This is a genomic window from Pseudomonas sp. MIL19 (genome assembly GCF_028680365.1).
Lineage (GTDB): Bacteria > Pseudomonadota > Gammaproteobacteria > Pseudomonadales > Pseudomonadaceae > Aquipseudomonas > Aquipseudomonas spirodelae.
This window is the reverse complement of record NZ_JAPPVG010000008.1, coordinates 26,924-51,459: the sequence shown is the minus strand read 5'-3', so window position 1 is coordinate 51,459 and position 24,536 is coordinate 26,924. Positions and strand designations below refer to the sequence as shown.

The following is a 24,536-nucleotide window of genomic DNA, read 5'->3' as shown; positions in this document are numbered from 1 at the left end:
TTGAGATACACACGTGATCGAGAAACTACGCAACATCGCCATCATTGCCCACGTTGACCATGGTAAGACCACCCTGGTTGACGCCCTGCTGCGTCAATCCGGCACCCTGGAACGCAGCGAGCTCAACGACGAGCGCGTGATGGACAGCAACGACCAGGAAAAAGAGCGCGGCATTACCATTCTGGCCAAGAACACCGCGATCAACTGGGGTGGCTACCACATCAACATCGTTGACACCCCCGGCCACGCCGACTTCGGTGGCGAAGTAGAGCGCGTGATGTCGATGGTTGACTCCGTGCTGCTGGTGGTTGACGCCCAAGACGGCCCGATGCCGCAAACCCGCTTCGTGACCAAAAAGGCCTTCGAAGCTGGCCTGCGTCCGATCGTCGTGATCAACAAGATTGACCGTCCGGGTGCGCGTCCTGACTGGGTTCTGGATCAGATATTCGACCTGTTCGACAACCTCGGCGCGACCGAAGATCAGCTGGACTTCAAAGTCGTCTACGCCTCGGCACTGAACGGTGTTGCTGGCCTGGATCACGCTGAAATGAGCGAGAACTTGGACCCGCTGTACCAGTCCATCGTCGACAACGTGCCGGCCCCAGCGGTTGACGTTGATGGTCCGTTCCAGATGCAAATCTCCGCACTGGACTACAACAGCTTCCTCGGCATCATCGGCGTTGGCCGTATTGCGCGTGGCAAGGTCAAGCCGAACACCCCAGTTGTGGCGATTGGCGCTGACGGTAAGAAGCGTAACGGTCGTATCCTCAAGCTGATGGGTCACCATGGCCTGCACCGTGTAGACGTTGAAGAAGCAGGCGCCGGCGACATCGTTTGCGTCAGCGGTATGGACCAGCTGTTCATCTCCGACACCCTGTGCGACATCAACCATGTTGAGGCGATGACCCCGCTGACCGTCGACGAGCCAACCGTATCCATGACCTTCCAGGTCAACGATTCGCCGTTCTGCGGTAAAGAAGGCAAGTTCGTCACCAGCCGTAACATCAAAGAGCGTCTGGACAAAGAGCTGTTGTACAACGTGGCCCTGCGTGTTGAAGAAGGCGACAGCGCTGACAAGTTCAAGGTCTCCGGCCGTGGTGAGCTGCACCTCTCGGTACTGATCGAAACCATGCGTCGCGAAGGCTTCGAAATGGGTGTGGGTCGTCCGGAAGTGATCATCCGTACAGTCGACGGCGTGAAGCAGGAACCGTTCGAGAACGTCACCATCGACACCCCGGAAGAATCCCAGGGCAAGGTCATGGAAGAAATGGGCCTGCGTAAAGGCGACCTGACCAACATGGTGCCGGATGGCAAAGGCCGTGTACGTCTGGAATACAACATCCCAGCGCGCGGTCTGATCGGTTTCCGTAACCAGTTCCTGACCCTGACCAACGGTGCTGGCATCCTGACCTCGATCTTCGATCGCTACGACACCATGAAGTCGGGCCAGATGTCCGGTCGTCAGAACGGCGTACTGGTTTCGGTTGAAACCGGCAAGGCACTGACCTACTCCCTGGAAACCCTACAAGCACGCGGCAAGCTGTTTGTTGAGCACGGTCAGGAAATCTACAACGGTCAGATCGTCGGCCTGAACAGCCGTGATACTGATATGGGCGTTAACCCTACCAAGGGCAAGAAGCTCGACAACATGCGTGCTTCGGGTAAAGACGAAACCATCGCTCTGGTTCCACCTGTTCGCTTCACCCTGGAACAGGCTCTGGAATTCATCCAGGACGACGAGCTGTGTGAAGTGACGCCGAAGTCGATCCGTCTGCGTAAGAAGATCCTCGACGAAGGCGAGCGTACCCGCGCTGCCAAGAAAGCCAAGAACTGATCCAGTTCTAGCTAACTGAAAAGCCCCCGCCGGCGAGAGCCGGCGGGGGCTTTTTCTTGGGTGGGTAAAAAATTGCTCACTGAATCAGGGTGTTTGACGGAATTTTCACAGAGCGGCTGGCATAAAGACCGCAGTCATTTAGATGTCATGAGGTCGCCATGTCTGCAGCATTACAAGCGTCGCCGCGCCAGCGCGTGGATTGGGCTGGGTTAGGCTGGGCTTTTTTATTCTTCTGGTATTTCTCCGGCGTTACCCAGTTATTGATTCAGCTGACCGGTACGGCGGGGTTTTCCGGCTTTCGTCAGGCATTTCTGGTCAGCGCGTTGTGGCTGGTGCCGTTGTTGCTGTGGCCGGCCCGCGCCCGCCAGTTGGCGGCGGTGATTGGCACATTGCTGTGGCTGTGCTCGTTGGGCAGTTTTGGCTACTTTCTGGTCTACGGTCAGGAGTTCTCGCAGAGCGTGATTTTTATCATGTTCGAATCGAACATGAATGAGAGCCGCGAGTACCTGATTCAGTATTTCGCCTGGTGGATGCTGCCAGCCTTCGCGGCCTATGGCCTGGGTGGTTGGCTGTTGTGGCGCAAGGTGCGTCCGGTCTACCTGTCGCGTCCTGGCGCATTGTTTGCGGCGGCCCTGGCGGTGTTCGTCTCGGTGGGCTATCCGGCACTACGCCAGTTCACTAAACACGACAGCTGGCAGGCAGGCTTTGATAACTTTGCCCAGCGCATTGAAGCGGCCACGCCTTGGCAGTTGGCGGTGGGCTATAAGAATTACAGTGAGCAACTGGCCAATATGCAGGTGCTGTTGGCTGAAAACGCCAGCATCCCACCCTTGGCCAATTTGCAGGATACCCATGCGGGACAGCCCGCTACGTTGGTTTTGGTGATCGGTGAGTCGACCAACCGTCAGCGCATGAGCCTGTATGGTTACCCGCGTGCGACCACACCGGAGCTGGATGCACTGCGCGATCAGTTGCAGGTGTTTGATAACGTGGTGACCCCGCGTCCTTACACCATCGAAGCCTTGCAGCAGGTGCTGACCTTTGCCGATCAGGAACACCCCGAGCGCTACCTGACCACGCCATCGGTGATCAACCTGATGAAGCAGGCGGGCTACAAGACCTACTGGATCACCAACCAGCAGACCATGACCAAGCGCAACACCATGCTCACGACCTTTTCTGAGCAGGCAGATGAGCAGTTTTACCTGAACAATAACCGTGAACAGAACGCCCGCCAGTATGACGGTGACGTGCTGGCGCCTTTTGCCAGGGTGCTGGCCGATGGCGCGCCGCGCAAATTTATTGTGGTGCACCTGTTGGGCACGCACATGAGCTACCAGTACCGCTATCCGCCTGAGTTCGAACGCTTTACGGACCGTGCTGGTGTCCCGGCCAATGTTACGGATGATCAGCTGCCGACCTATAACAGCTACGACAACGCGGTGCTGTATAACGACCATGTGGTGGCCAGCTTGATCAAGGATTTAGCAGGCGCGCAGGCCAATGGCATGTTGCTCTACCTCTCTGATCACGGCGAAGCGGTATTCGATGCACCCAAGCCCGACGTGCTGGGCCGTAACGAGGCCGCGCCGACCAGCCCGATGTACACCGTGCCGTTTATCTTGTGGAATTCGCCCCAGTGGCAGGCGCAGCAACCCCGTGACTTCACCGCCACGCTGTCGCGGCCGTACAGCTCATCGCACTTTATCCACACCTGGGCCGACTTGGCCGGCCTGAGCTTTGATGAGTACGACGCGCACAAGAGCGTGGTGAGCAGTGACTTCCAAGCAATGCCGCTACTGATCGGCAACCCCGCGCAGCCTAAGAGCCTGATCGATTTCAGCCTGATCAAGCCCAAGACCAGTGCAGGGCGCTTAGCCCAACGTGATGAGGCGCGCGCGGCTGAGCTGTAATTCACTGGACATTGATCACTAAAAAGCCCCCGTCAGCAGATGTTGATGGGGGCTTTTTAGTGGCCGCAGGGACTGTTGATGATGGTGCAGATGCGTTTTTTAGTCGCAGACGGGCTGCGTGCTTAAGGCGTTCAGGGCGCTAGCGCACACGTTTTTCCAGGCGAGCGATTGCGCCGCGCATCCGCTCAACCCCGTTACTTAGCTCTTTGGCTTGTACGCGCAATAACCTGGGCGCGGGCCGATCTTCGGGTGGTTGCGGCAGGTGTCCGGGCGCTTTTCGTAGATGGTGCACAGGCGGGTTTTACGATCGAGGTAGTAGCAGTCGTTGTTGCTCATGCGCACCAGGGTGAAGATGCCCGACTTCTGGTGGAAACGTTCGACCAGGCCGTCTTTTTGCAGGCGCTTGGCGATATTTTTCAGCGGCTCGCTGCGCTCAAACTCGTCGACCACGCCAATGCGGATCAGGTCGTTGAGGCGCACCTCGACCGGCAGCGTGCAGCAGCTGGACATGCAGCTGTGGCACATGTCAGCAGTGTATTTGGCCCAGGTGTCCAGGCGGTCGAGTTCGGCTGCGGCAATCAGGTTGTTTTTCATCAGCGAGGGCGTGCGTCGGTTAGGCGGCGGGCGATGATAGCGGGCCTGAAGTTTTTTGGAATGACAATCTGCTCGCTGGTCATCTTTTGTACGGCTGCGTGGCGGAGGAATGGTCTTGTTTGCGCTGATGCGTCGAGTGTTTCGCGCTATTAGATAGGATGCGGCTGCCTCGGCGGCGCGGCGTCTGTTTGCCAGCCGAGTACCGGGTAGCGCTTGCACGCAGAAATAAAGGCAGGCCCTTTAACGATTTTGCAGTATGGTTAGCGCCTTCAATTGTTCGGCGTTAGAGGTCAGGAAGGCCCTTGCGTATTACAACTATGACCCGTCTTTTGGGCTTCTCCGCGTGCTTGCCGGATGTGACGGGCGATCACATACAGCTGTTCTCCCTGGCAGTGCCCTCCCGATGAATGCCTGCGGTAATTCCGGCTGGGCGCTGAGTGCCCCGGTGCTTTTGACGGGCGCGGTGTGCATTGGCGTGCTGTTGCTGGCGCGCTGGGTTAAGCGCCAGCGCTATTTCCCCGGGCGCGAGAGCTTTATCGTGCTGCATCTGGCCAGTCTCTGGTGGATGGTTGCGGCGAGTCTGGAGATGGCGGCGCAAGGCCCGCAGTGCAAAGTGTTCTGGGCGAGCATGGCCTGGCCGGGGATTCTGATGACGCCGACCTTTTGGGCGGTATTCCTCTGGCAGTACGTCAACAGCGTGCGGCAGCCGTTGCCGCTGCGCAGCGCGCTAGGCCTGGCCGTGGTGCCGTTGCTGATTTGGCTGGTTGCCCTAAGCAATCCCTGGCATGGCTTGTTTTACGCTGTCGGCACGGCACCGATGAGTGATGCGCCGGGCGCCCCCATCCGCTACCAACATGGGCCGTTGTTCTACGCCGCGGCCGTGTATGTCTACCTGTTTATGACCTTCTGCATGGGCGTGGTGCTGCGCGCGGCCATCGTCAGCTATGGCGTGCATCGTCGCCACTATCTGGCCTTCGTTGTCGTCACGGCGGTGCCCTGGGTCGCCAATATCAGCTACGTGGTGTTCGGCTGGATGCTGTTCGGCTTCGACCCGACGCCCTTCAGTTTTGCTTTTACCCTGGTGGCGTTTGCCTGGTTGATTGTGGGGGTGCGGCTGTTTGACCTACTGCCCGTGGCCCGTCATCTGTTACTGGATGCGCTGCTCGACCCGGTGTTGGTGGTGGATGCACAGTTGCGCGTGATTGAGGCCAACCCGGCAGCCTTAAAGCTGGTTGGCCTGCGCAGTGGCTGGCAGGGGCGACAGTTGGTGGATTGGCCGATCCTCGGCGCGGATTTGCACCAGCTGTTGAGCCAATCGGTGCAGGTTGAGCATGACCGGTTACTGACCCTGGCCAGCTCAGCCCGTTATTTCGAAGTACGCATACGCGCCATCGAGCGGATTACCCAGCGTGGCACGTTAACGCTGGGGCAAATGCTCTATTTGCGTGATGTTACCCAGCGGCATCTCAGCGAATTGAAACTGGCCGAAGCCCTTGCCTTGAGTGAAGAGCGTTTGCGCACCATCACCAGGCTGCATGAGCAGCTGCAGGAACAGGCACTGTGTGATCCGCTCACTGGGCTGTACAACCGCCGTTATCTGGATGAGTTCTTTGCCCGTGAGCTGGCGGTGGCGCAGCGTGAGCATTCGCCGATTTCACTGGCCCTGATCGACCTTGATCACTTCAAGCTACTCAACGACGAGTACGGTCACTTAGAAGGCGATGATGTGCTCAAGGGCGTCGCGCAGCACTTGTTGGAGAATCTGCGCAGTTCAGATGCGGTATTTCGCATTGGTGGCGAAGAGTTCCTGCTGATTCTGCCCCGTGCCGATGCTCCAGAGGCACGCGCGCGCTTGGATTCCATCTGCCGTGAGCTAGCGGCCCACCCGCTGCCAACACGCGGCGGCGCCCGCTATGTGACCCTGTCGGCTGGCCTGGCGCTGTGGCCTGAGCAAGGGCAGGCGTTGGATGAGTTGTTGCAAGTGGCCGATGCCGCGCTTTATCAGGCCAAGCACGAAGGACGTAATCGGGTGTGCAGTCTGGCCTGAGTGGCTGGACGCAGCCTTCCATCCAGCGCTAAGGCACGTTGCCCTCTAAAGAGGTAAACTGCGCGCGATTTCATACCCTCCGGAGCCCTCCATGTCCCGCGTTACCCTCAGCCGCTACCTGATTGAACAAACCCGCAGCAACAATACTCCGGCGGATTTGCGGTTTCTTATCGAAGTAGTGGCCCGCGCCTGTAAGGAAATCAGCCATCAGGTATCCAAGGGCGCACTGGGCGGCGTATTGGGCAGCATGGGCACCGAAAACGTGCAGGGCGAGGTGCAGAAAAAGCTCGACGTGATTTCCAACGAGATTCTGCTGGAAGCCAACGAGTGGGGCGGTCACCTGGCCGGCATGGCCTCCGAGGAGATGGACAACGCTTACCAGATCCCTGGCAAGTACCCGAAAGGTGCTTACCTGCTGGTATTCGATCCGCTGGACGGCTCCAGCAACATCGACGTGAACGTCTCGGTCGGCACCATCTTCTCGGTGCTGCGTTGCCCAGATCGCAACGGCGCTGAGGGTGACCTGGGCGAAGAAGCGTTCCTGCAGCCGGGTACCGAGCAGGTATGCGCGGGTTATGCGATCTACGGCCCGCAGACCATGCTGATGTTGACCCTCGGTGACGGCGTCAAAGGTTTCACCCTCGACCGCGAACTGGGCAGCTTCGTTCTGACTCACGATGACATCAAGGTGCCGGAAGCCACCAAAGAGTTCGCCATCAACATGTCCAACCAGCGCCATTGGGAGGCGCCGGTACAGCGTTATGTCAGCGAGTTGCTGGCGGGCGAGACCGGACCGTTGGGCAAGAACTACAATATGCGCTGGGTCGCGGCGATGGTTGCCGATGTGCACCGCATCCTCACCCGTGGCGGCGTGTTTATGTACCCGCGTGACAGCCGTGACCCGTCGATGCCGGGCAAGCTGCGCCTGATGTACGAAGCCAACCCCATGGCGATGATCATCGAGCAGGCTGGCGGCGTGGCCACCAACGGCACCCAGCGTATCCTCGATATTCAGCCGACCTCGCTGCACCAGCGTGTCGCGGTCTTCCTCGGTTCCAAGGAAGAAGTGCTGCGCATCAGCGCCTATCACCGCGAGTAAGCGATGAGCGCGCCCTGGCAGCCGTTGCTCGACTGGTGATTTGGTGCGGCCGGCAGCGGCCCCAGCGTGACGGCTGCCGAGGTGGCGGCCAATCGTACGGCGCTGTGGTTTGCCAAGCAGGAGCGCCAGGATGAACTGGCCCGCGAGCAATGTGGCGGGCTGGTCGAACAGGCGCTCGCCGGGCAATTGCAAGACTGGCTTGGCGAGCCTGAAGGCTGGCTGGCAACCTTGCTGTTGCTCGATCAGCTGCCGCGCATGATTTTTCGTGACACCCCGCGCGCCTTTGCTGGCGACGCACTGGCCCGTGCGTCAGCGTTGCGCGGGCTGGCCCAGGGGTGGGATCAGCAGTTACCGCCGATTCAGCGGGTATTTGTCTACCTGGTGCTCGAACATGCCGAGGACCTGGCGCTACAGAATCAGGCCGTTCGGCTGTTTCAAGCGCTTACTCAGGAGGCGACAGCCGCCGAGCACGAGCTGTTTGCCGGTTACTTGGACTATGCCGAGCGTCATCAGCGGGTCATCGCCCGTTTTGGCCGTTTCCCCCATCGCAATCAAATTCTTGGGCGTAGCTCCAGCGCTGAAGAATCTGCCTTTCTGTTGGAACCAGGCTCGCGCTTTTAGCGTCCAAGCGGGCAGGTTGGTTATTGCTATGCCAAGCTGGTCTTGGTTATTCCCTCAGGAGTTCATTATGTCTCTGCGCGTTGCCGCACTATTTGCCAGTTGCCTGTTATTGACGGCTTGCAACAAGGTTAATCAGGATAATTACGCCCAGCTTAAGCCGGGGATGAGCAAGGTCGAGGTCGAAAACTTGCTGGGTAAACCATCTGAGTGTTCCGGTGCCCTCGGTATCTCCAGCTGCACTTGGGGCAATGAACAGCGCTTTATCAGCGTGCAGTACGCGGGTGAGCAGGTCTTGCTGTTTTCCGGCAAGGGACTGCAGTGATGCGCCTGTTGGCGGTGTTGGCCGCAGCGGTAGCCTTGGTGGGATGTGCGAACTCTGGTACGGGAACAGTGCCGCCGAAAACCGTGGAGCAGGTTGATCTGCAGCGCTATCAGGGCACGTGGTATGAACAGGCGCGTTTGCCGATGTTCTTCCAGCGCAACTGCGCGCAGTCCGAGGCCATTTACAGCGTGCAAGAAGGTGGCGCGCTTGGCGTGATCAACCGCTGCCGTACCTTCGATGGCGACGTGCAGCAAGTGCAGGGCCAGGCCGTGGCTCAGGTACCAGGCGAAACCAGCAAGCTGTGGGTGCGCTTCGATAACTGGGCCAGTAACTTACTGCCTGGTCTGACCAAGGGCGAGTACTGGGTGCTCTACCTGGATGACGACTATCAAACAGCACTGGTCGGCCACCCCAATCGCCAGTACCTCTGGCTGTTGACGCGTGATCAGGAACTCAGCGCGCAAAACCGCACGACGCTACTCGAAGAAGCGCGCAGTCGCGGCTATGACACCCGCGAGTTGATCTGGCGGCGCACGGATGCCGAGATGGATCAAGCGCGCTAAATCAGCGCAGCGGGCCAGGCTCTCATGTGATTGGCCTGGACCGGGTTGATCGCCAGTGTGTCAAAGCGGGGGTGCTGATGTGTTCGGTGAAGCTTACGCGACGCTGTGCCCGCAGCAGGCTGTTTAGTCCTTCAGCTTTTTGAAGTCAGCACTGAGAGGCTATTCCCAGCTTAGGCGTGCCAGCTTCCACTCATCGCCTTCCCGCCACCACTCCAGCTTCACGCTGTAATGGCGGGCGCTGTCGGGGATCAGGCCTTCGGCGCCGGTCAGGCCGATCTGAGCCTCGGTGTGGCCTTTCTCACGGTAGGTCGCGTCGATGTCGCTGTGCTTGCTCAGGGCCAGCACCTTGATGTTCTTGTGGCGCATAAACAGTAGCAACAAGGTGCGCTTTGCCCACTCGCGATCCAATTCGCCCTGCGCCGAGAACTGCGGGTGCAACTGCTCAAGCACTGCGCTGTTGTTCTTCGCTTCCAGATTGTCCTGCAGTTGTTGTAAGGCGGCCTCCAGCGCGGCCTCCAGCGCGGCCTGCGGATCGTCCTTGGCGCCGCAACCGGTGAGCAGGGCGCAAAACATCAAGAAAGCCCAGGCAAATATCCGTGTTGGCATGCTCAACTCCTGTTTCATGGTTATGATGCCCGGCAGAGCGTCAAGCGGCTGCGCCGCGGTTATCTAGCGCAAGCCCGTCTACGTTACGCAACGCTTTATTCAGGTCAAGTCAGGAGCATGCCATGCAGACCTTGTATCCGGAGATTAAACCCTACGCCCGTCATGAGCTGGCGGTGCAGGCACCGCATGTGCTTTATGTGGACGAAAGCGGTTCGCCGGATGGCTTGCCTGTAGTGTTTATCCATGGCGGTCCTGGTGCCGGTTGTGATGCGGCCAGTCGCCGCTATTTCGACCCTAATCTCTATCGCATCGTGACCTTCGATCAGCGCGGGTGTGGGCGATCCACTCCTCACGCCAGCCTGGAAAACAACACCACCCAGGCGCTGATCGAGGACATGGAAGTGATCCGCGAGCAGTTGGGTATCGACAAATGGGTGCTGTTTGGCGGCTCTTGGGGCTCGACCCTGGCCCTGGCTTACGCGCAGGCGCATCCAGAACGGGTGCATGGGCTGATTCTGCGGGGCATCTTCCTTTGCCGCCCGCAGGAAATCAGCTGGTTTTATCAGGCCGGTGCTAGCCGCCTGTTCCCTGATTATTGGGAGGATTACCTGGCGCCGATCCCGCTGGATGAGCGCGCTGATCTGGTGCAAGCGTTCTATAAACGCCTGACCGGCCCTGACCAGATCGCCCAAATGCACGCGGCTAAGGCCTGGTCTAGCTGGGAAGGCCGTACCGCCACCCTGCGGCCTAATCCACAGGTGGTCGACCGTTTCACCGATAGCCATCGCGCCCTGTCGATTGCCCGGATCGAATGCCATTATTTCGTCAATAACGCCTTTCTTGAGCAAGACCAGTTGCTGCGTGATATGCCGAAAATCGCCCACCTGCCTGGGGTCATCGTGCATGGCCGTTATGACGTGATTTGCCCGCTGGATAACGCTTGGGCCCTGCACCAGACCTGGCCTAACAGCGAGCTACAGATCATTCGTGATGCCGGCCATTCGGCTGCCGAAGTTGGCATTACCGATGCTCTGGTGCGGGCTGCAGATGAAATGGCGCGGCGCTTGCTCAACCTGACGCCGGATGAAGCATGAAGGCGCTGATCCAACGCGTACGCGCCGCCCGAGTAGAAGTAGCAGGCGAAGTGGTTGGTGCGATTGATCAGGGCCTGCTGGCGCTGGTCGGCGTCGAGCCGCAAGACACCCTGGGCAGCGTCGAAAAAATCCTGCACAAGCTGCTCAATTACCGGGTATTCAGCGACGCGGCGGGCAAGATGAATTTGTCGCTCAGTGATGTCAGCGGTGGCTTGTTGCTGGTTTCGCAGTTCACCCTGGCCGCCGATACCAAGAGTGGCCTGCGCCCGAGCTTTTCCAGCGCCGCGCCGCCGGCGTTGGGTGCCGAGCTGTTCGACCTGCTGGTTGCCCAGGCCCGCGCCAAACACCCGCAGGTCGCTACCGGCCAGTTCGGCGCCGATATGCAGGTGCATCTGGTCAATGATGGGCCGGTGACCTTTCTGCTGGAGAGCTAACAGCGCGGCTAGCGCGCGAGGGCTTCGGCGACAAAGTCCAGGCGATCCTGGCCGAAGTGCATTTCCTCGCCGATGAAGAAGGTCGGTGCGCCAAACACGCCGCGTTTGATGGCTTCTTCGGTGGTGGCCTTGAGGCGTTCCTTGACCGCTTCATCGCTGACCAGTTGCTCAAACTCAGTCAGGTCGAAACCCGCGCTGCTCAATACTTCGGCCACGACCTCTGGCTTGCTGAGGTTTTTCTGTTGCACCCACAGTGCCTCGAAGAGAGTTTTCACGTAGTGCTCGAAGCGTTCGCTGCCCTGATAACCGGCTGCGCCGCGCATCAGGGTGAGGGTATTGATCGGAAAGTGCGGGTTGAACTGCATGCTGGCGCCATAGCGTGCGGCGAAGCGGGCTAGATCCTGCAGCATCCAGCGGCCCTTGCTCGGGATCATCACGGGCGACTGGTTGCCGGTGGCTTTGAATACACCGCCGAGCAGCATCGGCCGCCAGATGATTTGGGCGCCGGCTTTATCGGCAATCTGCGGTAGCTGGGTCCAGGCCAGGTAGCTGGCCGGGCTGCCAAAGTCGAAAAAGAATTCAACGGTTTTGCTCATTGCATGTTCCTCGGGGCGGTCTTGTTATTGGCTGGGCGTGTGGTGGCTAGAAGGTTTCCGTCCAAGGGCGCAGATCCAGCTCATGCACCCAGCAATCGCGCGGCTGACAATGGATCTGCCAGTAGGTGTCGGCAATATGCGCGGGGTTGAGGATGCCGTCCTGTTCCTTGCGCTGGTACAGCGCGGGGAAGGTGTCGCGGATAAAAGCGGTGTCGATGGCGCCGTCGATAATTGGATGAGCGACATGGATGCCTTGTGGGCCCAGTTCACGGGCCATGCTCTGGGCCAGGGCGCGCAGGGCAAACTTGGCGCTGGCGAAGGCAGAGAAGTTGGCCCGGCCGCGTAACGAGGCGGTGGCACCGGTAAAGATGATGGTGCCCTGGCCACGCGGTAGCATGACCTTGGCCGCTTCACGACCGGTGAGAAAGCCCGCCAGGGCGGCCATTTCCCAAACCTTGCGGTAGACCCGTTCAGTGGTTTCGGTGATGGAAAACTGCACGTTGGCGCCGATATTGAAGATCACCGCATGCAGCGGGCCGACCTCGCGCTCGATGGTAGCGAACAGGTCAATCACCTGCTCCTCTACCCGAGCATCGCAGCCAAAGGCCCTCGCGCTACCACCGGCCGCTTCAATCTCGGCTACCAGCGGGCCGAGTTTATCGGTATTACGGCGTGCCACGCAGGCGACATAGCCCTCACGGGCGAAGCGTTTAGCGATGGCGCCACCGGTGGCGTCGCCGGCCCCGACTACCAGAATTGCGTTACGTGCGGTCATTGCAGTCTCCGTCAGTTCTATTTTGGAACCTGGCTCGATACTCGGTTCCATTTTGGAACCTGTCAAGCTAATGTGCCTTATCGATTGCGGAGATGAGTCATGCGTTGGGAAGAGCTTGATCAACAACCCTGTTCGCTGGCGCGTACGATGGCGGTGGTGGGTGATCGCTGGACGTTGCTGGTGCTGCGCGAGTGTTTTCTCGGAATTCGTCGCTTTGACGAGTTCGAGAAACGCTTGGGGATTACCCGGCATGTGCTGGCCGATCGCCTGAAAAAACTGGCTGAAGCGGGTGTGCTGGACAAAGTGGCTTATCAGCAGCGGCCGTTGCGTGAGGAGTACTGCCTGAGCGCCAAAGGCCGTGATCTGTACCCGGCCATCATGGCGCTGGTGCATTGGGGCGACCGCCATATGAGCGGAGTCGAGGGTGCACCGATCCGGCATGTTCACCGCACGTGCGGTCAGCCGATGCATGGTGTGCTGGTGTGCTCGGACTGTGGTGAACCGTTGGCGGCGAGGGATGTACAGCTGGAGGAAGCGCCGGCTCTCAAGGGGCAGCTACTGCCGGCGCATTGGCACGAAAAGCAGGTTGTGTAGGGTGGATGACGCTTTGCTCATCTACCCCCTTGAGCTAGTGGATGGATACAGCGCCATCCCGCCTGCGGGGCAGGGATGCCGGTTAAAACAGTCGCGCTAGTAGTGCAGTAACCGCTGTCTCCACCCGCAGTATTCGCGCACCCAGTTGCACGGGTTGCAGGCCGGCTTCGGAAAGCTTTTCCACTTCGTAGGGAATCCAGCCGCCTTCCGGGCCGATGGCCAGTGTGATGGCCTGTTCGACTGCCCGTGGGCAAGCCGGGTAATCGCCAGGGTGACCGACAAGGCCCAGAGTGCCGGCGGTGAGGTGTGGCAGATGATCTTCGACAAAGGGTTTGAAGCGCTTCTCGATGATCACCTCGGGTAGCACGGTATCGCGGGCTTGTTCCAAACCGAGAATCAGCTGTTCGCGAATGGCTGCTGGCTCCAGAAAGGGGGTCTGCCAGAAGCTTTTTTCAACGCGATAGCTATTGAGCAGAATCAGTCGAGGTACGCCCATGCTGCTGACGGTTTGCAGCACGCGCCGCAGCATCTTCGGCCGGGGCAGGGCCAGCAGCAAGGTAAGCGGCAGTTTCTCAGGCGGCGCTTGATCGAACTGCACCGACAGTTCGGCGTGCTCGGCATCCAGGCGCAGCAGCTGGCCGCTGCCCATCAGGCCGTTGAGGCGACCGACCCGCAGGCTGTCGCCGGCTTCAGCGCGGTGCACGTCCTGCAGGTGTTTAAGGCGGCGCCCGCTCAGCAATACGCGGTCTGCGGCGATAAAGTCGCCGTCTTCGAGTAGCAGCAGGTTCACGGTTGTGCGGCTGGCGGTTGATCGTGGGGCGCGTCTTCGCTGTCGGTGTTGTCTGCTGCATCCTCGTCAGGGCGTCGCTTGACTAGGCTGCCGCACAACAAGCCGGCCTCAAACAGCATCCACATGGGCAGCGCCAGCAAGGTCTGCGAGAACACGTCGGGCGGCGTCAGCACCATGCCGACGACAAAGCAGCCGACCACCACGTAGGGGCGACTTTTACGCAGTGTGGCGACATCCACCACGCCGATCCAGATCAGCAGGAAGGTGGCGATCGGGATCTCAAATGCGACGCCAAAGGCGAAGAACAGGGTGAGGACAAAATCTAGGTACTGGCCGATGTCGGTCATCATCGCCACGCCTTCCGGGGTCACGCTGGCGAAGAAGCCGAACATGATCGGGAACACCACAAAGTAGGCGAAGGCCATGCCGCCATAGAACAGCAGAATGCTAGAAATCAGCAGCGGTACGGCAATACGCTTTTCGTGCTTGTACAGGCCCGGCGCGATAAAGCCCCAGATCTGATGCAGGATGATCGGGATCGCCAGGAACAACGCGACCATAAGGGTCAGCTTGAAGGGCGTGAGGAAGGGCGAAGCCACGCCAGTGGCGATCATCGTCGCGCCTTCCGGCAAGTAAGCGCGCAGCGGGGCGGCGACTAGGGCGTAAATGTCCTGAGAAAAATAGAACAGCCCGGCAAACAGCAGGAACACGGCCCCAACAATACGCAACAGGCGGGTGCGCAGCTCAGTCAGGTGTGAGACCAGGGGCATTTCCTGGTCGCTGTCCGGTCGTTGGCTCATGGCTGCGGGCTTTTATCCTGGCTGCTGTTTTTGACGCTTTCGGCCGTGGGGGTGGTTTCGCCCAGGCTGCTGAGCGGTGCATTGAGCTTCTGCTTGGCCGCGTTCATTTCGCGCTCAAGGTCGAGAATCTGCTCGTTATGCAGCTGGCGGCGAATTTCGTCTGCGCCAATCTCGCGCTCGACCTCTGCTTTGATCGCGCTAAAACTGCGTTTTATCCGGCCGATCCACAAGCCAGCGGTGCGCACAGCACCGGGCAGGCGATCAGGGCCCAATACCAGCAGGGCGACGATGCCCACCAGCAGCAGCTCGGTAAAGCCAATATCGAACATGGCTTAGTCTTTTTTCGCCGGTTCTTCGACCTTGCGCGCCTGAGCGTCGATGGTCTGACCTTTCGGCTCGTCCACGGCAGGGGCCGGCTTCTCAGCGTCGCCGTTGTCCATCGACTTACGGAAGCCCTTAATCGCGTCGCCCAGGTCAGAACCCAGGCCCTTGAGGCGCTTGGTGCCGAACAGCATGACCACGATCAGCAGGATGATCAGGAGTTGCCAGATGCTAATGCCACCGAATCCCATAATGCGTACTCCGTAGTAAGAGGTTGATTAGTTTTGCGGGCGTGCGGCTTTTTCCGCGTGGCCGGACAGGCCAAAGCGCCGGTCCAGTTCGTCCAGTACCGCTTGCGGGTGCTGGCCGAGGGCGGCAAGCATGACCAAACTGTGGAACCACAGGTCGGCGGTTTCGTAGATCACATCGCTGCAGTCGCCGCTGACGGCAGCATCTTTGGCCGCCAGAATGGTTTCCACCGACTCCTCGCCTACCTTTTCCAGAATCTTGTTCAGGCCCTTGTGGTACAGGCTGGCGACATAGGAACTGTCGGCGGCCGCGCCTTTGCGCGACTCCAGCACCTCGGCCAGGCGGCTCAGGGTATCAGTCATGGCCGTGTCACTCATGGTTGTGTCCTGGGTTGTAGATGGCGTGCGGGTTTTTGATCACCGCATCGACGGTTTTCCAGCTGCCGTTATCGAATACGCGGTAAAAGCAGCTTTCGCGGCCGGTATGGCAGGCGATGCCGCCCAGTTGTTCGACCTTCATGATGATCACGTCAGCATCGCAGTCCAGGCGCAGTTCGTGGAGCTTCTGCACATGGCCGGACTCTTCACCCTTGCGCCAGAGTTTGCCGCGCGAACGCGACCAGTAGATGGCGCGCTGCTCGGTGGCCGTCAGCGCCAGGGCTTCACGGTTCATCCAGGCCATCATCAGTACACGGCCGGTTTGGTGGTCCTGAGCGATTGCCGGCACCAGGCCGTCGCTGTTCCAGTTGATTTCGTCGAGCCAGTCAGTCATCGCTATATCCGCCCGTAACGGGCTGCTTGGTTCAGAAAGCTATTGTGCCAGTGCGCACCCAGTGTGGCTATCGGCGCAACACCAGATAAACCCCCGCCACAGCCATTACCCAGCTCGGCCAGACGAGCAGGGTCAAGGCCAGGCCTTGGCTGACGGCGCCGGCAATCAGGGCCGCGCCCAACAGCCGTCCCAGCCAGTGCTGGGTAGTCGCCGGCTGCTCCTGACGCTGCGCGGGCTGCTGGTTAAGGCGCTCCAGCGTCTCGCGGGCGATTTGCGACAGGTGTGGGACTTGCTCAGCTTGCAGTTGCAGGTTACGCAGCAGATGCAGTGGGCTGATGCGCTCGCGCATCCAGCGCTCAAGGAACGGCTGAGCAGTGCTCCACAGATCAAGATCCGGGTAGAGCTGGCGGCCGAGGCCTTCGATATTCAGCAGGGTCTTCTGCAATAGCACCAGCTGCGGTTGCACTTCCATATTGAAGCGCCGCGCGGTCTGGAACAGACGCAGCAGCAGCTGAGCAAAAGAAATATCTTTCAGCGGCCGCTCAAAAATCGGTTCGCAGACGGTGCGGATGGCGGCCTCGAAGTCATTCACCTTGGTCTCGGCAGGCACCCAGCCAGAGTCGATATGCAGCTGCGCCACACGGCGGTAGTCACGCTTGAAAAAGGCCAGCAGGTTACGCGCCAGATAGTCCTGATCTTCGGCGGTGAGGCTGCCGATGATGCCGCAGTCGATGGCGATGTACTGCGGGTTCCACGGCGTGCGCGTGCTGACAAAGATATTGCCGGGGTGCATGTCGGCGTGGAAGAAGCTGTCGCGGAACACCTGGGTGAAGAAGATCTCTACGCCGCGTTCGGCCAGCAGCTTCATGTCGGTGCGCTGGTCAGCCAGGGTCGCCAGGTCGGTGACCTGAATGCCATAGATGCGCTCCATCACCAGTACTTTCGGTCGGCACAGGTCCCAGTAAACCTGAGGGACATAGAGCAGCGGCGAGCCTTCGAAATTGCGCCGTAACTGACTGGCGTTGGCCGCTTCACGTAGCAGGTCAAGTTCGTCGTAGATGGTTTTCTCGTAATCGCTGACCACTTCCACCGGGCGCAGGCGGCGTGCATCGGCGGAGGACTTCTCGGCTATTTTGGCGAGCAGGAACAGCCAGGCGATGTCTTGCTCGATCACCGGTTCCAGGCCGGGGCGAATCACCTTGACCACCACTTCTTCGCCGCTTTTCAGTTGTGCGCCATGCACCTGCGCCACCGAGGCGGACGCCAGCGGCTGGGCATCGAAGCGGGCAAACACCTCGCTGACCTTGGCACCCAGCTGGGCTTCGATCAGCGCCTGCGACTGAGCAGGGTCAAACGGCGGTACTTGGTCTTGTAGCTTGGCCAGTTCGTCGGCGATATCCAGTGGCAGCAGGTCGCGGCGGGTTGAGAGCACCTGGCCGAATTTGATGAAGATCGGCCCCAGCTCTTCCAGCGCCAAGCGCAGGCGTGCGCCGCGCGACAGGTTAAGCGTGCGACGTGGCAACCAGCGCCAGGGCAGGGCAAAACGCAACGCGCGCAGCCAGAGTGGCAGCGGCAGGGCGAACAACAGGTCATCCAGTTGATAGCGGATAATCACGCGCTGAATGCGCAGCAGACGACGGACGGCAAGCAGCTTCATGCGATGGGCTTATGGTTTTGGGCAAGGCGCTCAATGCGGGCATCGAGACGGTCGAGTGACAACTTCAGGTGATCGAGTTCGGCGAAGCGCGCATCGGCCTCGCGCTGGCCGACCAGGCTGCGGGACTCTTCGCTGAGGTAATCAGCCAGGTTCAGGCGCAGGCTGTCGAGGGCTTGGCTGCTCCAGCTCACCCGGCTGCGCAGGTGGCCGCCAAGCAACTGGCTGCCAACCGGGCCGAGCCAGCGTGACAGCTCATACTCCCAGTCCAGTTCGAGGTCCTGAAGGATGCCGGCCAGTTCCAGCAGGGCGGCGCTGTCACCGTCCAGGCTGACTTCGGGGCTGTGCAGGATGCTGGTCTTATTCTTACTGGTGGCCAGGCGTACTAGGCTGGCCGCCGGCGCGCGTAGGCTGCAATCAGCCTCGCCGGCCCACTGCGCGGCCAATTGCAGGCCGGTCGCGCTGGGCAGAATAAACAGTTGCAGGCTCGGCGCCGTGCACTCCACTGCTATTACGCGACCGCTCAAGCGCGCCAGGCGCGGCAGCGCCGTGCTGTCCATGGCCAATACGCGATTGAGGCCAAGCTCGACCCCGGCCAGCAGCCCGGTGATTAACATCAGGGCTTGATGCCGCGGTGCAGGGCGACGATGCCGCCGGTCATGTTGTGGAAGGTCACGCGCTCGAAGCCGGCTTCAACCATCATCGCCTTGAGGGTGTCCTGATCCGGGTGCATGCGGATCGACTCGGCCAGGTAGCGGTAGCTTTCGGCGTCGTTGGTGATCAGCTTGCCGGCCAACGGCATGAACTTGAACGAATACGCGTCGTAAAACTTCGACAGCAGCGGGCTGGAGGGTTTGGAGAACTCCAGGATCAACAGGCGGCCACCAGGCTTGAGCACCCGCAGCATTGAGCGGATTGCATCTTCTTTATGCGTCACGTTGCGCAGGCCGAAGGCGATGGTCACCACATCGAAATGGTTATCCGGGAACGGCAGTTTTTCCGCGTCGGCCTGGACGAAGCTGACGTTGCCGGACACGCCTTTGTCGAGCAGACGATCACGGCCAACGCGCAGCATCGACTCGTTGATGTCGGCCAGTACCACTTCGCCGGTCGGGCCAACCAGGCTGGAGAACTTGCGGGTCAGGTCGCCCGTGCCACCGGCGATATCCAACACCCGGTTGCCGCTGCGCACACCGGACAGTTCAATGGTGAAGCGCTTCCACAGGCGGTGCATGCCGCCGGACAGCACATCGTTCATCAGGTCGTACTTGGCCGCCACCGAGTGGAAGACCTCGGCGACTTTTTCCGCCTTCTGGCTTTCCGGCACATCCTGGAAACCAAAATGCGTGGTGGGTTCGCTGTCGCTGTTCTTGCGCGGGTCGTTCATCGTGCCCTTTCCTAAACAGAGAGGCTGAATCAAAGAGGCGGCCATTCTAAACCTAAATGCAGGCATAGGCTCCAAACCGCACGCGTGAAGTAAAAGCCTGAGGGCTTTGCATGTGTGCAGCTTGCTATAGTCTCGCGACTTAAGGTCGCAGTTAACTGGCGAGGAGAAATGCCATGGCCAAGATCACCGTTGAACGCCCCCACAACCTAGGCCGCGAGGCCGCCCGTGAGAAAGCTGAGCAACTAGCTGAGCGATTGGCGCGCGAATATGACGTGCGTTACCGCTGGAATGGCGACAACCTGGAGTTTAAACGCAGCGGTGCTGACGGCCGTATTGAGGTGCATGAAAGTAGCGTGCGTGTGCAGCTCAGCCTGGGCTTGTTGCTCTCGGCGATGAGCAGCAGCATCAAGCGCGAAATCGAAGACGCGCTGGACAAGAACCTGCAGGCCTGACGCCAGGGCCTCAACAGGCTTCGGCAGTTTTTAAGCGGCTTAGTATGCGGTTTCTAATTTTCATCGATACCGTGTTGCTAAGCCTGCATTCCGTGGGCGTTTCCTCGAAACATTAGAGTGAGGTGCACCATGTCGAAAGTTGCCGTTAAAAAGAAAGCCGTCGTTGAAGAAACCAGCAGCGTGCTGAGCGACGCAAAAGTTTACGCCCGTAAAATCTGGCTGGCGGGTCTGGGCGCTTACGCCAAAGCCGGTCAAGAAGGTTCCGAGTACTTCAAAGAACTCGTGAAAAGCGGCGAAGGTGTTGAAAAACAAGGCAAGAAGCTGGTCAACGAACAAGTTGAAGCGGCCAACAGCCAGATCGACAGTGTGAAGAACACAGTCACCAGCAATGTCAGCAGCGTCAAAGATAAGTTCGAAGGGCGTCTCGACAAAATCGAGAAGGCGTTCGATAACCGTGTAGCCAGTGCCCTAAACCGCCTGGGCATCCCGTCTAAGCAGGACGTAGAAGTCCTGTCTGCTAAGCTCGACGAGTTGAGCGCGTTGCTCGATCACGTCGCGCGCACCAAATAAGGAGAGCTGCAGAATGGCCGTCAAAAAGAAAACCGAAAAGCAAGCCACCTCTTGGGTCGGTGAAGTCGAAAAATACTCGCGTCAAATCTGGTTGGCAGGTTTGGGCGCCTATTCCAAGGTCAGCAAGGACGGCAACAAGCTGTTCGACACGCTGGTCAAGGATGGCGAAAAAGCTGAGAAGCAAGCCAAGAGCGAAGTCGACAAGCAAGTTGGCGCTGTGAAAAGCACCGTGAACACGAAAGTGGACACCGCTAAGTCGCGCGTTGATGAAGTTAAAGACAAGGCGCTGGGCAAGTGGAACGAGCTGGAAGAAGCCTTCGACAAGCGTCTGAACAATGCCATTTCGCGTCTGGGTGTACCGAGCCGCAATGAAGTGAAAGCGCTCAACGCGAAAGTTGAAAGCCTGACCAAGCAGATTGAGCAGCTGACCGGTGTCTCGGTCAAATCGGTTAAGCCTGCCGTCAAGAAAGTAGCCGCCAAGCCGGCCGCTAAAGCTGCGGCTAAGCCCGCTGCCAAAGCCACGGCTAAGCCAGCGGCTAAACCTGCCGCCAAGGCTGCGGCCAAGCCTGCTGCTAAAGCCGCTGCGAAGCCTGCGGTAAAACCAGCGGCCAAGCCCGTCGCTAAGCCGGCCGCCAAACCTGCTGCAGCCAAGCCCGCTGCGCCGGTAGTCGCTGCACCTGCCGCGCCTGCTGTGGCCGTTGTGCCAGCTGCACCGGTAACACCTGCTACACAGCCGTAAAACTGCGCTGCAGCTCACGCAAACGCCCGGCTCATGCTGGGCGTTTGCGTTTGTGCTGTCTTACTCTTCCAGATAGCGCTGCGCCAAGTGTTCGGCGGCGTAACGGGGTTCTTCGGCCAGGTGCGGGGCGACCAGCATCATCACTTGATACACCACCAGGCGACTCTCACCTTCGCGGCCGATGATGCGCTGGTAGTCGAGGGAGAACATCAGGGTCAGGGTTATCTGCTCGACCAGTTGTCCCAGCGCTTGGGTATCGCTGCGCAGTTGGCCCTCTATCTGCAGTTGCGCCAGCAGTTCGGCCAAGGTGCGTTTTAAGCTATTGAGCCAATGGCGCATGCCGCGTTCAAGCTTGGGCAGGCGGCTGGTCAGGTTGGACAGGTCCTGGAATAGAAAACGGTAGTGGGCCAGGCGCTCGACGATCAGGTGCAGAAACAGCCAGTAGTCTTCCACATCCAGCTGTGCGTCTTCGGGCGGCGAAAGCAGCGGTGCGAGTTCGGCCTGAAAACGTTCGAATAAGCCGAGGATCAGCGGTTCTTTGCCATGAAAGTGGTAGTACAGGTTGCCGGGGCTGATGCCCAGCTCGTTGGCGATTTCCAGGGTGGAGACATTCGGCTCGCCCTTCTGGTTGAACAGCAGCAGGGCGCACTCAAGGATTTTGTCGCGGGTCTTCATCGGTTCTTCTTATTCTGTGCGCAGAAAGGCTGAAAGTGGCGTGGCGCAGCAGGCTGCGCCACGGTTGATGATGTCCGGAGTGGCGCGTTAACGCACGTGCACGTAGGTGCCCGGTGCCGCTTCCATGGCCGGGTAATCTGGGTTGCCCAGCGTCATTTGGGTGTCGCGCTGTTCGCCGGAGCGCTCTTGCATCCAGCTCAGCCATACCGGCCACCAACTGCCCGGCAGGTGTTCGGCGTCGTGATACCAGGCGCGCGGGTCGCCGGTGAGTTTGGGGCTTTCCAGGTAGTTGGATTTTGGGTTGCCCGGCGGATTGAGAATGCTCTGGATATGCCCGCTGTTGGACAGGATAAAACGTCGGTTGCCGCCCAGCAGCAGGGTCGAGCGGTACACCGCATCCCAAGGGGTGATGTGGTCGTTTATGCCCGCGACGCTGAAACTGTCCACGTTGACTTTGCGCAGGTCAATTGGTGTGCCGCAGACTTCCAGGCCGCGCGGGTGGGTCAGTGGGTTGTGTTTGAAAAAGTCGATCAGGTCGCCATGCAGGGCGGCGGGCAGGCGGGTGTTGTCGTTGTTCCAGTAGAGAATGTCGAAGGCCGGAGGCTGTTTGCCGAGTAGGTAGTTGTTGATCCAGTAATTCCAGATCAGGTCATTGGGGCGCATCCAGGCAAACACCCGCGCCATGTCGCGACCATCCAGTACGCCTTGCTGATAAGAGCGGCGTTTGGCAGCTTCTAGGGTTTTTTCGTCGGCAAACAGCATGGCTGGGCTGTCGATCTGGCTATCGAGCAGGCTGACCATATAGGTGGCGCTGGCCACTTTGCGCAGCTGGCGTTTGGCTTGCAGGTGGCCTTGCAGGGCGGCAATAGTCAGGCCGCCGGCGCAGGCGCCGAGTAAGTTGACGTCTTTACTGCCGGTGATCTCGCGGCAGGCATCAATGGCGACCTCCAGGGCTTCCACATAGCTCGACAGGCCCCACTCACGATGCTTGGGGTCAGGATTGCGCCAGCTGACCACGAACGTCTGCAAGCCGTTTTTCAGGGCGTATTGGACGAAGCTCTTCTCGCTGGAGAGGTCGAAAATATAAAACTTGTTGATCTGCGGCGGCACGATCAGCAGCGGCTTGGCGTACTGCTTTTCGCTCATCGGTTTGTACTGGATCAGCTCCAGCAATTCGCTGCGAAACACCACGGATCCGCTGGTAGTGGCCAGGTTACGGCCGACCTCGAAGGCATGCTTGCTGACCTGGCTGGGCATGCCATCGTTGTTTACCAAGTCATCAAACAAGTGGCTCACGCCCTTAAACAGGCTACTGCCACCGCTGTTGAACAGCTCTTTGATTACCTGTGGGTTAAGCAAGGTGTTAGACGGCGCCAGGGCATCACCGAGCAGGGTGGTGACAAAGCGCGCACGGGCCCGATCGTCGGCGTCCAGGTTGCTCTCATCGATCCAGTTGTTCAGCTGTTTCTGGCAGGCCAGATAGCTTTGCAGGCTGCGACTGTAGAGCGGGTTGTCACGCCAGGTCGGGTCGGCAAAGCGTGGGTCTTGCGGGTTGACCTTGAACGGCTTGTCGCCGAGCAGTACGCGGCCCAGTTGGCCGCCGAGGGCCAGTGCATGACGAGCGCTATGGATGGGTTGCTTGACCCCTTGCAGGGCTAGCGTACGCAGGGTGGAGAGCAGGTCGCGGCCGCGCAGGCCGACCACCGCATTTTGTACGTTCATCACGCTTTTGTTAGCGGGTAGCGCGCGTTTGGCCGGTAGGTCTCGCATGGGGCAACACTCCGTCGTCAAACCGTGAGACTGCAAAATGGCTAGTTGCGTTTATTGCTGTTGGTGCGCGGCTACGTGACGCGCAAGTGAAACAGCAACAGACCCTTGATCAGCAAGCCTTGTACCAAGGCGCGCGCAAGTGCATTCCAGACTGCCGCGCGGCAATTCTCAGGTAATACAACGTGCCCGAAAGTGGGTCAAGCGCTGCGCTGTCAGCACCTTCCCGGTGCGAACAGCTGGTGTGGGGCGTGATTAGCCGTGCGTGCGTGCGGGCAAGGGTTGTGGGTGCATGACTGCGCGCTGACGTTCCTCTTCGAGGAATTTCATGATGATCGGCGCAACCGCTTCAGCGCGGGTCACCAGAAATAGGTGGCCATCGTCGATCACGTGCAATTCCGAGTTGGGAATGCGCCAAGCCAGTAGGCGCATATTCACCAGCGGGATCAGCGGGTCGTCGTCACCGGCCATCACCAGCGTTGGCTGACGGATCTTGTGCAGCCAATGGATGCTGGTCCAGCCGAGGCCGGCGAACAGCTGCCAGTAGTAGCCCATCTTGCCGCCCGAGCGGACCTTACTGGCGTGCGCCAAGGCCAGCTTGGGGTCACGGCGGAACGCACCACCGTAAATCTCCGGAGCAATCTGCACGCCGTAGGACGGCTGCACATAACGCCGTGGGCTGGCCATGCACCAAAGCACCTTGGGCTTGCCGGGGACCATCACGGCGCCGGCTGAGGTGGCGGCCAGAATCAGTTTCTTGCAGCGCTCCGGGTAATCGTGGGCGAACTGCTGCGCCAGGGCGCCGCCCCAGGACACGCCAATCGCATTGACCTGACCGTAGTCGAGGTAGTCGAGCATGCGTGAGGCCAGCTTGGCCAGGCCGGGGAAGCGATAGGGCGTGCTGGGCGTGGAGGAACCGCCAACCCCGGGGACGTCGAAGGCAATCACTTCCAGGCCTGGGTCCAGGGCGCGTACGAAGGGCATGACCAGCTCCAGGTTGGCGCCGATGCCGTTGAAAATCAGCAGGGGCGTCATCTCGCCATTGCCGGGGCGAACGGCAGTACGGATGGTCTGGCCGTCCAGTTCGATGGTGCGGAATACGAAAGGTAGCGACATGCGCAGAGGCCCTAGTCAGTTAAAACGCTGAATCAGACCTTCCGGGTCTTTTTCAGAAGCGCCAGGGCGAAGCCTGGTTCGCCCCACCTCTGTCAATCAGCGGGTGGGGGAGCGGCACGTCCAGTGCCGCGGGCAATGTTGCGCAATGCGCAG

Annotated in this window: 27 protein-coding genes and 2 pseudogenes; 13 read left to right on the top strand and 16 right to left on the bottom strand. The window is 59.8% G+C overall.

Translation table 11 applies throughout. The features are described from left to right. Positions 1-13: 13 nt before the first annotated feature. Both typA and cptA read left to right on the top strand, forming a co-directional pair. On the top strand, positions 14-1,834 hold the full coding sequence (typA, locus tag N1078_RS07700) for a translational GTPase TypA (RefSeq protein WP_274087622.1): 1,821 nt from the start codon (positions 14-16) through the stop codon (positions 1,832-1,834). Positions 1,835-1,992: 158 nt separating this feature from the next. Beyond that, complete coding sequence (cptA, locus tag N1078_RS07695; protein WP_274087621.1) at positions 1,993-3,747, top strand: phosphoethanolamine transferase CptA; 1,755 nt, start codon at positions 1,993-1,995, stop codon at positions 3,745-3,747. A gap of 198 nt (positions 3,748-3,945) precedes the next feature. On the opposite strand, the gene N1078_RS07690 is transcribed toward cptA, so the two are convergent. Next, positions 3,946-4,344 (bottom strand): YkgJ family cysteine cluster protein, encoded by a 399-nt coding sequence (locus N1078_RS07690; RefSeq protein WP_274087687.1) that lies wholly within the window; start codon positions 4,342-4,344, stop codon positions 3,946-3,948. A 400-nt stretch (positions 4,345-4,744) separates the two neighbouring features. On the opposite strand from N1078_RS07690, the gene N1078_RS07685 reads away from it, so the two are divergent. The 5 genes from N1078_RS07685 to N1078_RS07665 all read left to right on the top strand — a co-directional run bounded on the left by N1078_RS07685 (position 4,745) and on the right by N1078_RS07665 (position 8,993). Continuing rightward, positions 4,745-6,388 (top strand): histidine kinase N-terminal 7TM domain-containing diguanylate cyclase, encoded by a 1,644-nt coding sequence (locus tag N1078_RS07685; RefSeq protein WP_274087620.1) that lies wholly within the window; start codon positions 4,745-4,747, stop codon positions 6,386-6,388. A 91-nt stretch (positions 6,389-6,479) separates the two neighbouring features. Next, positions 6,480-7,487 (top strand): class 1 fructose-bisphosphatase, encoded by a 1,008-nt coding sequence (locus N1078_RS07680; RefSeq protein ID WP_274087619.1) that lies wholly within the window; start codon positions 6,480-6,482, stop codon positions 7,485-7,487. Between the two features lie 66 nt (positions 7,488-7,553). Continuing rightward, the gene (locus N1078_RS07675) at positions 7,554-8,108 is read left to right on the top strand and encodes a DUF924 family protein (protein WP_274087618.1); all 555 of its coding nucleotides are present in this window, start codon (positions 7,554-7,556) and stop codon (positions 8,106-8,108) included. A gap of 67 nt (positions 8,109-8,175) precedes the next feature. Further along, the gene (gene bamE, locus N1078_RS07670) at positions 8,176-8,430 is read left to right on the top strand and encodes an outer membrane protein assembly factor BamE domain-containing protein (protein WP_274087617.1); all 255 of its coding nucleotides are present in this window, start codon (positions 8,176-8,178) and stop codon (positions 8,428-8,430) included. Beyond that, the gene (locus tag N1078_RS07665) at positions 8,430-8,993 is read left to right on the top strand and encodes a lipocalin family protein (protein WP_274087616.1); all 564 of its coding nucleotides are present in this window, start codon (positions 8,430-8,432) and stop codon (positions 8,991-8,993) included. Before bamE ends, N1078_RS07665 begins: the two co-directional genes overlap by 1 nt. Positions 8,994-9,152: 159 nt before the next feature. On the opposite strand, the gene N1078_RS07660 is transcribed toward N1078_RS07665, so the two are convergent. Beyond that, complete coding sequence (locus tag N1078_RS07660; RefSeq protein ID WP_274087615.1) at positions 9,153-9,599, bottom strand: hypothetical protein; 447 nt, start codon at positions 9,597-9,599, stop codon at positions 9,153-9,155. Positions 9,600-9,721: 122 nt separating this feature from the next. Here N1078_RS07660 and pip point away from each other — a divergent pair, with 122 nt between their 5' ends. Together pip and dtd are read left to right on the top strand one after the other, a co-directional pair. Continuing rightward, on the top strand, positions 9,722-10,693 hold the full coding sequence (gene pip / locus N1078_RS07655; protein WP_274087614.1) for a prolyl aminopeptidase: 972 nt from the start codon (positions 9,722-9,724) through the stop codon (positions 10,691-10,693). Continuing rightward, the gene (gene dtd / locus N1078_RS07650; RefSeq protein ID WP_274087613.1) at positions 10,690-11,127 is read left to right on the top strand and encodes a D-aminoacyl-tRNA deacylase; all 438 of its coding nucleotides are present in this window, start codon (positions 10,690-10,692) and stop codon (positions 11,125-11,127) included. Before pip ends, dtd begins: the two co-directional genes overlap by 4 nt. Positions 11,128-11,135: 8 nt before the next feature. Here dtd and N1078_RS07645 read toward each other — a convergent pair whose 3' ends face one another. Then, positions 11,136-11,723, bottom strand: a complete 588-nt coding sequence (locus N1078_RS07645) for a 2-hydroxychromene-2-carboxylate isomerase (protein ID WP_274087612.1) — start codon at positions 11,721-11,723, stop codon at positions 11,136-11,138. Positions 11,724-11,769: 46 nt separating this feature from the next. After that, on the bottom strand, positions 11,770-12,498 hold the full coding sequence (locus N1078_RS07640; RefSeq protein ID WP_274087611.1) for an SDR family oxidoreductase: 729 nt from the start codon (positions 12,496-12,498) through the stop codon (positions 11,770-11,772). A 99-nt stretch (positions 12,499-12,597) separates the two neighbouring features. Between N1078_RS07640 and N1078_RS07635 the strand changes: the two genes are divergently transcribed. Then, positions 12,598-13,092 (top strand): winged helix-turn-helix transcriptional regulator, encoded by a 495-nt coding sequence (locus N1078_RS07635; RefSeq protein WP_274087610.1) that lies wholly within the window; start codon positions 12,598-12,600, stop codon positions 13,090-13,092. 82 nt (positions 13,093-13,174) lie between these two features. Here the strand turns inward: N1078_RS07635 and N1078_RS07630 are convergent, their stop codons facing one another. From N1078_RS07630 to ubiE, 9 genes and pseudogenes are all read right to left on the bottom strand, one after another. After that, on the bottom strand, positions 13,175-13,882 hold the full coding sequence (locus N1078_RS07630; RefSeq protein ID WP_274087609.1) for a 16S rRNA (uracil(1498)-N(3))-methyltransferase: 708 nt from the start codon (positions 13,880-13,882) through the stop codon (positions 13,175-13,177). Then, complete coding sequence (tatC, locus tag N1078_RS07625; protein ID WP_274087608.1) at positions 13,879-14,682, bottom strand: twin-arginine translocase subunit TatC; 804 nt, start codon at positions 14,680-14,682, stop codon at positions 13,879-13,881. Before tatC ends, N1078_RS07630 begins: the two co-directional genes overlap by 4 nt. A 67-nt stretch (positions 14,683-14,749) precedes the next feature. Then, a pseudogene (gene tatB, locus N1078_RS07620) lies at positions 14,750-15,011 on the bottom strand (Sec-independent protein translocase protein TatB); the annotation flags it as partial. Positions 15,012-15,014: 3 nt separating this feature from the next. Then, entirely contained in the window at positions 15,015-15,254 is a 240-nt protein-coding gene (gene tatA / locus N1078_RS07615) for a twin-arginine translocase TatA/TatE family subunit (protein WP_090254894.1), read from the bottom strand. Positions 15,255-15,281: 27 nt separating this feature from the next. Further along, positions 15,282-15,614, bottom strand: coding sequence for a phosphoribosyl-ATP diphosphatase (locus tag N1078_RS07610; protein ID WP_274087686.1), 333 nt, complete (start codon positions 15,612-15,614; stop codon positions 15,282-15,284). Between the two features lie 7 nt (positions 15,615-15,621). Then, a complete protein-coding gene (hisI, locus tag N1078_RS07605; RefSeq protein ID WP_274087606.1) occupies positions 15,622-16,023 on the bottom strand; it encodes a phosphoribosyl-AMP cyclohydrolase in 402 nt (133 codons plus the stop codon). 67 nt (positions 16,024-16,090) lie between these two features. Continuing rightward, positions 16,091-17,680, bottom strand: a complete 1,590-nt coding sequence (ubiB, locus tag N1078_RS07600; RefSeq protein WP_274087605.1) for a ubiquinone biosynthesis regulatory protein kinase UbiB — start codon at positions 17,678-17,680, stop codon at positions 16,091-16,093. Continuing rightward, the gene (locus N1078_RS07595) at positions 17,677-18,294 is read right to left on the bottom strand and encodes a ubiquinone biosynthesis accessory factor UbiJ (RefSeq protein ID WP_274087604.1); all 618 of its coding nucleotides are present in this window, start codon (positions 18,292-18,294) and stop codon (positions 17,677-17,679) included. The genes ubiB and N1078_RS07595 overlap by 4 nt, the downstream gene beginning before the upstream one ends. Continuing rightward, a complete protein-coding gene (gene ubiE, locus N1078_RS07590; protein ID WP_274087603.1) occupies positions 18,294-19,064 on the bottom strand; it encodes a bifunctional demethylmenaquinone methyltransferase/2-methoxy-6-polyprenyl-1,4-benzoquinol methylase UbiE in 771 nt (256 codons plus the stop codon). Before ubiE ends, N1078_RS07595 begins: the two co-directional genes overlap by 1 nt. A 173-nt stretch (positions 19,065-19,237) precedes the next feature. On the opposite strand from ubiE, the gene N1078_RS07585 reads away from it, so the two are divergent. The 3 genes and pseudogenes from N1078_RS07585 to N1078_RS07575 all read left to right on the top strand — a co-directional run. Continuing rightward, positions 19,238-19,516 (top strand): polyhydroxyalkanoic acid system family protein, encoded by a 279-nt coding sequence (locus N1078_RS07585; protein WP_274087602.1) that lies wholly within the window; start codon positions 19,238-19,240, stop codon positions 19,514-19,516. Positions 19,517-19,645: 129 nt separating this feature from the next. Continuing rightward, on the top strand, positions 19,646-20,086 hold the full coding sequence (locus N1078_RS07580) for a phasin family protein (protein ID WP_274087601.1): 441 nt from the start codon (positions 19,646-19,648) through the stop codon (positions 20,084-20,086). A gap of 13 nt (positions 20,087-20,099) precedes the next feature. Then, positions 20,100-20,822 (top strand): annotated as a pseudogene (locus N1078_RS07575) (phasin family protein); the annotation flags it as partial. Between the two features lie 63 nt (positions 20,823-20,885). On the opposite strand, the gene N1078_RS07570 reads toward N1078_RS07575, so the two are convergent. The 3 genes from N1078_RS07570 to phaZ form a co-directional block, all read right to left on the bottom strand. Then, complete coding sequence (locus N1078_RS07570; RefSeq protein WP_274087599.1) at positions 20,886-21,500, bottom strand: TetR/AcrR family transcriptional regulator; 615 nt, start codon at positions 21,498-21,500, stop codon at positions 20,886-20,888. Between the two features lie 87 nt (positions 21,501-21,587). Beyond that, a complete protein-coding gene (gene phaC, locus N1078_RS07565) occupies positions 21,588-23,270 on the bottom strand; it encodes a class II poly(R)-hydroxyalkanoic acid synthase (protein ID WP_274087598.1) in 1,683 nt (560 codons plus the stop codon). Positions 23,271-23,522: 252 nt separating this feature from the next. Further along, positions 23,523-24,383, bottom strand: coding sequence for a poly(3-hydroxyalkanoate) depolymerase (phaZ, locus tag N1078_RS07560; protein ID WP_274087597.1), 861 nt, complete (start codon positions 24,381-24,383; stop codon positions 23,523-23,525). Positions 24,384-24,536: the final 153 nt, after the last annotated feature.